This is a genomic window from Streptomyces silvae (genome assembly GCF_016745505.1).
GTDB classification, from domain to species: Bacteria; Actinomycetota; Actinomycetes; order Streptomycetales; family Streptomycetaceae; genus Streptomyces; species Streptomyces silvae.
Window position 1 is genome coordinate 1 of the sequence record NZ_JAERUC010000085.1, and the last position, 9,750, is coordinate 9,750.

A 9,750-nucleotide genomic window follows, 5' to 3' on the forward strand; every position below is an offset into this window, starting at 1 on the left:
GCCTCGCCTTCGACGGCGACGCCGACCGCTGCTTCGTCGTCGACGAGCGGGGCGAGGGCGTGTCCCCGTCCGCGATCACGGCTCTGGTCGCCGCCCGTGAGCTGGCCCGCAACGGCGGCAAGGGCACCGTCATCCACAACCTGATCACCTCGTGGTCGGTCCCCGAGGTCGTACGCGAGAACGGCGGGACCCCCGTCCGTACCCGCGTCGGCCACTCCTTCATCAAGGCCGAGATGGCCGAGCACGGCGCGATCTTCGGCGGGGAGCACTCCGCGCACTACTACTTCCGCGACTTCTGGAACGCCGACACGGGCATGCTCGCCGCCCTCCACGTCCTCGCCGCGCTCGGCGGCCAGGACGGCCCGCTCTCCGGGCTCCTCGACCGGTACGACCGCTACGCGGGGTCCGGCGAGATCAACTCCACCGTGGCCGACCAGGCGGAGCGGCTGGCGGCGATCAGGGCGGCGTACGACCACCGCGACGACGTGCGGTTCGACGAGCTCGACGGACTCACGGTGACCAGCACCGACTGGTGGTTCAACCTCCGCGCCTCCAACACGGAGCCGCTGCTGCGTCTGAACGTCGAGGCACGGGACGAGAAGACCATGACGGCGGTACGCGACGAGGTCCTGGCGCTCGTCCGCGCCTGACCGGCGCGTGGGCGGGGGGAGGGGGCACGTGCCTCGTGTACGCGTGGGCTCCGCCTCGTCCGTGCGTGGGTCCCGCCTCGTCCATGCGTGGGTCCCACCGCGTCCGTGCCGTCCGCCGGGGGAGGGGGCACGTGCACGCGTGGGCTCCGCCTCGTCCGTGCGTGGGCCCCGCCTCGTCCGTGCCGCCCGCCGGGCGTCCGACGCCGACGCATGCCCTGTCGGGCAGGGCCCGCCGGGCCGCGACCCTCCCGGCCCGGCGGTAGGCTGACCACGCCCCAAGCTCCGGGGGCCCGAACCGGGCCCGCGCCGGATCCGCACCGCATGCCCGAAGGGACCCACCCCATGCCGCTCGAAGCCGGCCTTCTGGAGATCCTCGCCTGCCCGGCCTGCCACGCCGGGCTCGACGACCGGTCCGCGGCCGAGAACCCCGAACTGGTCTGCACCGGCGCGGACTGCGGTCTCGCCTACCCGGTGCGGGACGGCATCCCGGTGCTCCTCGTCGACGAGGCCCGCCGCCCCGCGTAACCCGCACGCTGATCAGCACGGTGATCGGAGGCCCACCACCATGCTCGACGAGTCGCTGCTCGACGCACCGGAAGCACTGGCCCGAGCCGACCGGCGAGGTCTGCTGCGCGGTGCCGCCGAGGCCGGAGCCCGCGTCCGCACCGCCACCCGGCACGCCGCCGAGGCGGGAATCGGCAACCTGGCACCCGAGGGCAGGCCCCGCGCCGTCCTCGTCGCGGGGCCCGGTACCGCCGCGTCCGGCGTCGCCGACCTGATCGGCGCCCTCGCCGGCGCCTCCGCGCCCGTCATCCCGATCCGTCCCACCGGGGTCGCGGCCGCCGCCGGAGCACTGCGCTGGGCCCTGCCCGGCTGGGGCGGATCCGTGGACCTGCTGCTCATCGCCACGGCCGACGGCTCGGAACCCGGCCTCGCGCTGCTCGCCGAGCAGGCGTACCGCCGCGGCTGCACGGTCGTCGCCGTGGCGCCCGTCCGCTCCCCGCTCCGCGAGGCCGTCGACGGGGTGCACGGACTCGTCGTCCCCATGGCGGCCGCCCCGCACGGCGAGTACGACGCGGAGACCTCGGCCGCGGGGCCCGGCACGCTCTGGGCCCTGCTCACCCCGCTGCTCGCCCTGCTCGACCGGGTCGGCCTGATCGACGCGCCGACCGAGACGCTGCAGAAGGTCGCCGACCGCCTCGACCGCACCGCGGAGCGCTGCGGGCCGGCCATCGCCACGTACAGCAACCCGGCCAAGACCCTCGCCGCGGAACTCGCCGACAGCCTGCCCCTCGTCTGGACGGAGGGCCAGGCCGCGGGTCCCGTCGGGCGCCGGTTCGCCGCCGTCCTGGCCGAGCTCGCCGGCCGCCCGGCCCTGGTGGCCGAGCTGCCGGAGGCGCTGCCCTCCCACGGGGGGCTGCTCGCCGGGGCATTCGCGGCGGGCGCCGACCCCGACGACTTCTTCCGGGACCGCGTGGACGAGCCCGAAGCCATGCGGGCCCGTGTCGTCCTGCTCCGCGACCGGCCCGCCGGCGGCCTGACCGCGAGCCCGGCCGCCCGTGAACTGGCCCTGAGCCACGACACCGCGATCAGCGAGCTCGAACCGGAGGAGGGCAGCGAACTCGAAGCCCTCGCCGAGCTCCTCGCGGTCACCGACTTCGCCGCCGTCTACGCCTCCCTGGCCTCCGACAACCGGGCCTGACCGCCCGTCCCACCCTGGGCACCCCCGCCCCGCGTACCCACGAGGACACATCTCCATGGACCGGCTCTCCAACACCGTGCGCCCCTACGCCTGGGGGTCCACCACGGCCATCCCCGAGCTGCTCGGCACAGCCCCGACCGGCGAACCGCAGGCCGAGATGTGGATGGGAGCCCACCCGGGAGCCCCTTCACGCCTCACCCGGCCCGCCGGTACGGACACCACGGGCGTCGCCGGCTCCGCGACCGGTGCGGGCTCGACGGACGCGGCGGATCCCACGGGCGCCGCGGGTCCCGGAGCCGGTGGTGAGCGGTCCCTCACGGACGTCATCGCGGCCGACCCCGAGCGCGAACTCGGCGCCGCCGCCGTCCGCGCCTTCGGCCCCCGGCTCCCCTTCCTCCTCAAGCTCCTCGCGGCCGGCGCCCCGCTGTCCCTCCAGGTCCACCCCGACCTCGCCCAGGCACAGGAGGGTTACGCCGACGAGGAACGACGGGGCATCCCGATCGACGCCCCGCACCGCACCTACAAGGACGCCAACCACAAGCCCGAGCTGATCTGCGCGCTCACGCCCTTCGACGGGCTCTGCGGCTTCCGCAGGCCCGCCGAGGCCGCGGACCTGATAGCCGCCCTCGGCGTGGACTCCCTCAAGCCGTACGTGGACCTGCTCCGCGCCCGCCCCGAGGACGGGGCCCTGCGCGAGGTCCTCACGGCGATCCTCACCGCGGACCCCGACGAGATGGCGCACACGGTCACCGAGGCGGCCGAGGCCGCCGAACGGCTCGGCGGCGCCCATGCCCCGTACGCCCAGATCGCCCACCACTACCCCGGCGACCCCGGCGTCATCGCGGCCATGCTGCTCAACTACGTACAACTCCAGCCCGGCGAGGCCATGTTCCTCGGCGCGGGCGTGCCGCACGCCTACCTCGGGGGACTGGGCGTCGAGATCATGGCCAACTCCGACAACGTGCTGCGCTGCGGTCTGACCCCCAAGCACGTCGACGTCCCCGAACTGCTCCGCATCGTCCGCTTCGAGGCCACCGAGCCCGGCATCCTGCGCCCCGAGGCCGCGCCCTCCGGCGAGGAGGTGTACGAGACGCCCGTCGACGAATTCCGGCTCTCGCGCTACGTCCTGCCGTCCGGCGGCACCCCCGCCGACCTCACGGCGGCCACCGCGCAGATCCTCCTCTGCACGGCAGGCGCTCCGCAGGTGGGCGGGATCGGCCTGGCGCCCGGTGAATCCGTATTCGTCCCGGCGGACGAAGCGGTGGAAGCCGCCGGAGCGGGCACACTCTTCCGCGCGACCGTAGTGGTCTGACGTACCGTCCGCACCAGCGGCTGCAACAATGTCCGGCCGTAACGCGGCGCTTGTGCCGCAGCACCGAGGAAGGGACACCAGGCACCCATGAGCGCGTCAGGCGGAACCAAGGCGATCGTGGCGGCACTCGCCGCCAACCTCGCGATCGCAGTGGCCAAATTCGTGGCGTTCCTCTTCAGCGGCTCCTCGTCGATGCTGGCTGAGAGCGTCCACTCACTGGCGGACTCGGGAAACCAGGGACTCCTGCTGCTCGGCGGCAAGAAGGCACAGCGGGAGGCGACTCCCCAGCACCCCTTCGGCTACGGGCGCGAGCGCTACATCTACGCCTTCCTCGTGTCCATCGTGCTGTTCTCGGTCGGTGGCATGTTCGCGATCTACGAGGGCTACGAGAAGATCAAGCACCCCCATGAGATCGAGGCCTGGTACTGGCCGGTCGGTGTGCTGGTCTTCGCGATCATCGCCGAGGGCTTCTCCTTCCGTACGGCCATCGCCGAGTCCAACCAGACCCGCGGCAAGCTGTCCTGGACGCAGTTCGTCCGCCGTGCCAAGGCGCCCGAGCTTCCCGTCGTCCTCCTGGAGGACTTCGGCGCGCTCGTCGGCCTGGTCCTGGCCCTCGGCGGCGTCGGCCTCGCCCTGGGCACCGGCAACGGCGTGTGGGACGGCATCGGCACCCTGTGCATCGGCATCCTGCTGATCGTGATCGCGATCGTCCTGGCGGCGGAGACGAAGTCGCTGCTGCTCGGTGAGGCGGCCGGCATCGAGGACGTCGAGAAGATCCGGGCCTCGGTGGTCGACGGCGACACCGTCACCCGCATCATCCACATGCGCACGCTCCACCTCGGCCCGGAAGAACTCCTGGTGGCGGCCAAGATCGCGGTACGCGCCGAGGAGTCCGCCGCCGAGGTCGCCGAGGCGATCAACGCCGCCGAGAACCGGATCCGCGAGGCCGTCCCGATCGCCCGGGTCATCTACCTCGAACCCGACATCTACAACGAGGCGGCCGCCGCGGCCGGCACCAACCCCGGCAAAGCTCCGGGCGGCCCCTCGGCCCCCGACGGCGAACCGGCCGGATCCGGCCACTGACCCGCTGAGGACCGGCCCCGAACGGCCCCGTTCCCCACGCCGCCCCTCAGGCGGGCTGGGGCTCGCTGGGCCGTTCGGTGTAGATTCGGGGGAGTACCAGACGTCGCTGCTGATGGCGGTCGATCGGTTCGCGGAAGCGGACCGGCCGAGGGAGAGAGGGCCTCCGACGGACTGCACTGCGGATCGCCCGGGCATTCGTGTGTCCGTGGCCGCCGCAGAGCCAGCCAGCCCACCCTCGACCCACTACGAGGAGCAGCCCGTTATGACGACGGCCGCCAATCGCCAGGACTTCAAGGTCGCAGACCTTTCCCTCGCCCCCTTCGGGCGCAAGGAGATCACCCTCGCCGAGCACGAGATGCCCGGCCTGATGTCGATCCGCAAGGAGTACGCCGCCACGCAGCCGCTGGCCGGCGCCCGGATCACCGGTTCGCTGCACATGACGGTGCAGACCGCGGTGCTCATCGAGACCCTCGTCGCCCTGGGCGCCGAGGTCCGCTGGGCCTCCTGCAACATCTTCTCCACCCAGGACCACGCCGCCGCCGCCATCGCGGTCGGTCCGAACGGCACCCCGGACGCCCCCGCCGGCGTCCCGGTCTTCGCCTGGAAGGGCGAGAGCCTGGAAGAGTACTGGTGGTGCACGGAGCAGGCTCTGACCTGGCCGAACACCCCCACCGGCGGCCCGAACATGATCCTCGACGACGGTGGCGACGCCACCCTCCTCGTCCACAAGGGCGTCGAGTTCGAGAAGGCCGGCGAAGCGCCCGACCCGTCGACCGCGGACAGCGAGGAGTACGCCTACATCCTCACGCTGCTGAACCGCACGCTCGGCGAGTCCCCGCAGAAGTGGACCCAGCTGGCGTCCGAGATCCGCGGCGTGACCGAGGAGACCACGACCGGTGTGCACCGGCTGTACGAGATGCACCGTGACGGCACCCTCCTTTTCCCGGCGATCAACGTCAACGACGCGGTCACCAAGTCGAAGTTCGACAACAAGTACGGCTGCCGCCACTCGCTGATCGACGGCATCAACCGTGCCACCGACGTCCTCATCGGCGGCAAGACCGCCGTCGTCTGCGGCTACGGCGACGTGGGCAAGGGCTGCGCGGAGTCCCTCCGCGGCCAGGGCGCCCGGGTGATCATCACGGAGATCGACCCGATCTGCGCCCTGCAGGCCGCGATGGACGGCTACCAGGTCACGACGCTGGACGACGTGGTGGAGACCGCGGACATCTTCGTCACGACCACGGGCAACAAGGACATCATCATGGCCTCCGACATGGCCCGGATGAAGCACCAGGCCATCGTCGGCAACATCGGCCACTTCGACAACGAGATCGACATGGCCGGCCTGGCGAAGATCGACGGCGTCGTCAAGGACGAGGTCAAGCCGCAGGTCCACACCTGGACGTTCGCCGACGGCAAGGTCCTGATCGTGCTGTCCGAGGGCCGTCTGCTGAACCTCGGCAACGCGACCGGTCACCCCTCGTTCGTCATGTCCAACTCGTTCGCGGACCAGACCCTGGCCCAGATCGAGCTGTTCACCAAGCCCGAGGCGTACCCGACGGATGTCTACGTGCTGCCCAAGCACCTGGACGAGAAGGTCGCCCGGCTCCACCTCGACGCGCTGGGCGTGAAGCTCACGACCCTGCGCAAGGAGCAGGCCGACTACATCGGCGTGCCGGTGGAAGGCCCGTACAAGTCCGACCTCTACCGCTACTGAGCCGGCCGCGTCGGCCACCGGCCGGCGCAGCTCTCAGCAGCAGGTCCGAGCGCAGGCCCCCGCACCCCCGTGCCGGGGGCCTGCCCCGTACCGCACCCGCACAGCCCGAGGAACCCGAAGGACCCCATGCCCCGCGGCCGTTATTCGCTCCACGATCTCCATGACCACACCCCCCTCGGCGAAGAACACTTCCACTGCGCGCCCGGCCCCTCCGGCTGGCGCTACGTCTCCCAGACCACGGCTCCCTCGGGCGCCCACCTGGGTTCCGTCGATCTGGCCCTGGACGAGCTCGGCCGCCCCATCCGCCTCGAACTGCACGCCGCGAGCTGGCAGATCCGCGGTGCCGCCCTCGACGGGGTCACCTGGGTCCGGACCGACCCCACCGGCACTCATGCCACCGAAGGCAATGTCCGCGCCCACACCTTCTCCGGCACATCCCCCGCTTTCCTCGTCGCCACTGCCCGGCTCCTGCGCCTCACCCCCGATTCCACCGCGACCCGCGTCCGTCTGGTCACCTTCACGGACCCGGTCCTCGCCCCCCGTACCGTCGACCAGTCCTGGTCGCTGCTGAACAGTGAAGCGCACGCCACTGACAACGGGCCCCTGATCGTGGACGAGTACCAGGTCAACGCGCTGGACACCGGTGATCAGCACGCCGTGCACATCGCGGGTGACGTGGTGCTGGCGGCGCCCGGCATCGAGCTGGAACACCTGGAATCCCCGCCCTCCGTCATGCCGCGCGCCGGGGACGGGGAGTGGAACGCGCCGGACGGGGCCTGAGCACGGACGACGCGGTGGGGCGGGGGCGGCGGGGCGGCGGGCGGTGGGGCTCCCGCACGGGGGCCTGACGATTCAGGCGGGTGGGGCGAAGCCGGTCGGGGCCTGTGGTCCGGGCTGGCCCATGTCCTCGCCGACGGCAGGCGGCGGCGCGGCGGCTTCACCCGGCGGGGCCTCAACCGCCCAACCACCGGAGTGCTCCCCCTTCACGGGCACGGGTGCCGCGGGCACGGGGTTCACGAGCACAGGTGAGGGGCCTGGGGCAGGCCAGGCGACGGGCGCTCCGGTCCGGCCGGCGCGGCCCGCCGCCGCTGCCACCCTCCGGATGTCCCGCGTCTGCCGCTCGTTGACCACGGCCGCCAGATAGGCAGCAGCGGGGACTCCCGCCGGCACCGGAACGCCCGTACGCACGACGAGGTCCGTGGCCAGGCGCTCGGCCATGGACCCGCGCACCATGGCGTCGAGCTGGTTCATCCGCGTCAGGTATTGGCGGATGGCCAGCCAGAGCCCGTCCGGCACACCCGAGAGGTCCAGCTGTCCGAAACGGCCCACAAGCCAGGGCGGGGGCGGCGGCACGGCGAGAGCCCGACCGGCCGGAACCCGCTCACGTACGACGAGCGTTCCCGCGAACACGTCACCGAGGCGGCGGCCACGGGCGGACACCAGGGAGGCGATCGAGCCCACGACCCCGAACGTGCCCAGGATCTCGACCAGCCCCATCAGACCTCGAACAAGCGCGTGCCGGAACCGGATCGGCCCGCCGTCGTCGCGCACGACGCGCAGCCCGCAGGCGAGCTTTCCGAGAGAACGGCCATGGCTGAGCGTCTCGACCGCGACCGGCCCGCCCACCAGCACCAGAAGAAACGTGGCGACGGCGATCGCGGCGGTCGCCGCCTCGTCGAGCGTCACGGTCGCCACGGCCAGACCGATGGAGAACAGCACGAAAACGGTCAGGAGCACAGCGAGATCGATGGCGATCGCCAACGCCCGGCTGGGCAACCTCGCCGGCTGCAACCCCAGTACGACCGCGTCTCCGGTCACGAGCTCATTCATCGCCCACCCACCCCTCGCCGCCCTTCCCTGCCCCTCGGGGTCACAGTCTGCCAAGCTGACCCGCAGCGCACCGCCGTAGTACGGACCCGTACGCACCCATGCCTGGAGCAGCAGCCGACCATGGATCTCGACGTCTTCGTGACCACCCACCACACCGAGTGGGACCGCCTGGACCATCTTCTGCACCGAGGACGCAGCCTGACAGGTGAGGAGGCGGACGAACTCGTCGCCCTGTACCAGCGCACCGCCACGCATCTGTCCCTGATCAGGTCCAGTGCCCCGGACCCCATGCTGACGGCCCGCCTCACACAGCTCGTGGCCCGCGCACGCTCCACCGTCACCGGGACCCGGCGCGCTTCATGGCGCGACGCCGCCCGCTTCCTGACCGCCGGCTTTCCCGCGGCCGTCTACCGCTCGCGGCACTGGTGGATACCCACCGCCGTGCTCTCCACCCTGCTGGCGGCCGTCATCGGCTGGTGGATCGGCACGCATCCGGAGGTTCAGGCGTCGATCGCCGCCCCGGAGGACCTGCGCGCCCTGACCATGCCCGGCGGTGAGTACGAGACGTACTACTCGAGCCACCCGGCAGCCTCCTTCGCCGCCCAGGTCTGGACGAACAACGCGCAGGCGGCGGCCATGTGCCTGGTGCTGGGGGCGTTCCTCTGCCTGCCGGTGATCTGGATCCTCTTCGTCAACGTCCTCAACCTCGCCGTCGGCATCGGCCTGATGTCCTCGGCCGGCCGCCTGGACACCTTCCTCGGGCTCGTCCTGCCGCACGGCCTCCTGGAACTCACCGCGGTCTTCGTCGCGGCGGGAACGGGTCTTCGGCTCGGCTGGACGGTCATCGACCCGGGTCCACGTACGCGTCGCTCGGCACTGGCTCAGCAAGGGCGTGCGGCGATCGGCATGGCCATCGGTCTGGCGCTGGTCCTGTTCGTCTCCGGCGTCATCGAAGGCTTCGTCACCCCGTCAGGCCTTCCCACGTGGGCCCGCATCACCATCGGTGTCGCGGCTGAACTGGCCTTTCTCGCCTACGTCTACATCCTCGGAGGCCGGGCAGCCCGCGCCGGGGACACCGGAGACCTGGAGGAGGGGGAGCGCAGCGCCGAGCTTCCCGCTGCGGCCTGAGGGCCGATGTGCGTGCGAGACCGCTGACCTGCTAGCCTTCAGGTCGCCCACAAAAGACTGTTGACACGGTCTGCGTGGAGAGGTAGATTTTAACGGTTCCAACGAGCTGGACAGCTCGGTCGGGAACGTCTAAAGTTCATCTCGCTCGTGCAGAGGACATGTTCCTCGCAGAGCCGATCGATTCTTCTCTTTCAAGCAAAAGCCGGATTCGCTCCGGCCGAATTGCTTCTGATAAAGTCGAGTCAGCCGAAAGGCAAAGGCCTCTCCATGGGTCACCGGAATCAAATTCGGACCGGAAACGGAACGGAAAAGAGTCTGGTAAAGT

At 71.5% G+C, this 9,750-nt stretch carries 9 protein-coding genes; 8 read left to right on the forward strand and 1 reads right to left on the reverse strand.

All coding sequences use genetic code 11. The annotated features are described in order from the left end of the window. The 7 genes from JKV81_RS12300 to JKV81_RS12330 all read left to right on the forward strand — a co-directional run. A partial coding sequence (locus JKV81_RS12300; protein ID WP_505016565.1) for a phosphohexomutase domain-containing protein occupies window positions 1-650 on the forward strand: 650 nt, incomplete at its 5' end. Between the two features lie 342 nt (window positions 651-992). After that, a complete protein-coding gene (locus JKV81_RS12305) occupies window positions 993-1,175 on the forward strand; it encodes a Trm112 family protein (RefSeq protein WP_099177212.1) in 183 nt (60 codons plus the stop codon). A gap of 40 nt (window positions 1,176-1,215) precedes the next feature. Further along, entirely contained in the window at window positions 1,216-2,352 is a 1,137-nt protein-coding gene (locus tag JKV81_RS12310) for an SIS domain-containing protein (RefSeq protein ID WP_124277267.1), read from the forward strand. Window positions 2,353-2,407: 55 nt separating this feature from the next. Then, a complete protein-coding gene (gene manA, locus JKV81_RS12315) occupies window positions 2,408-3,664 on the forward strand; it encodes a mannose-6-phosphate isomerase, class I (protein ID WP_202075846.1) in 1,257 nt (418 codons plus the stop codon). 87 nt (window positions 3,665-3,751) lie between these two features. Further along, window positions 3,752-4,747 carry a cation diffusion facilitator family transporter gene (locus JKV81_RS12320; RefSeq protein WP_202075847.1) on the forward strand — a complete coding sequence of 332 codons (996 nt, stop codon included), beginning with the start codon at window positions 3,752-3,754 and terminating at the stop codon, window positions 4,745-4,747. A 262-nt stretch (window positions 4,748-5,009) separates the two neighbouring features. After that, window positions 5,010-6,467 (forward strand): adenosylhomocysteinase, encoded by a 1,458-nt coding sequence (ahcY, locus tag JKV81_RS12325; protein WP_124277263.1) that lies wholly within the window; start codon window positions 5,010-5,012, stop codon window positions 6,465-6,467. 126 nt (window positions 6,468-6,593) lie between these two features. Further along, complete coding sequence (locus tag JKV81_RS12330) at window positions 6,594-7,247, forward strand: hypothetical protein (protein ID WP_202075848.1); 654 nt, start codon at window positions 6,594-6,596, stop codon at window positions 7,245-7,247. A gap of 72 nt (window positions 7,248-7,319) precedes the next feature. Here the strand turns inward: JKV81_RS12330 and JKV81_RS12335 are convergent, their stop codons facing one another. Beyond that, window positions 7,320-8,297, reverse strand: a complete 978-nt coding sequence (locus JKV81_RS12335; RefSeq protein WP_236056415.1) for an RDD family protein — start codon at window positions 8,295-8,297, stop codon at window positions 7,320-7,322. 120 nt (window positions 8,298-8,417) lie between these two features. Here JKV81_RS12335 and JKV81_RS12340 point away from each other — a divergent pair, with 120 nt between their 5' ends. After that, on the forward strand, window positions 8,418-9,425 hold the full coding sequence (locus JKV81_RS12340) for a stage II sporulation protein M (protein ID WP_129263733.1): 1,008 nt from the start codon (window positions 8,418-8,420) through the stop codon (window positions 9,423-9,425). The last annotated feature ends 325 nt before the right edge of the window (window positions 9,426-9,750 follow it).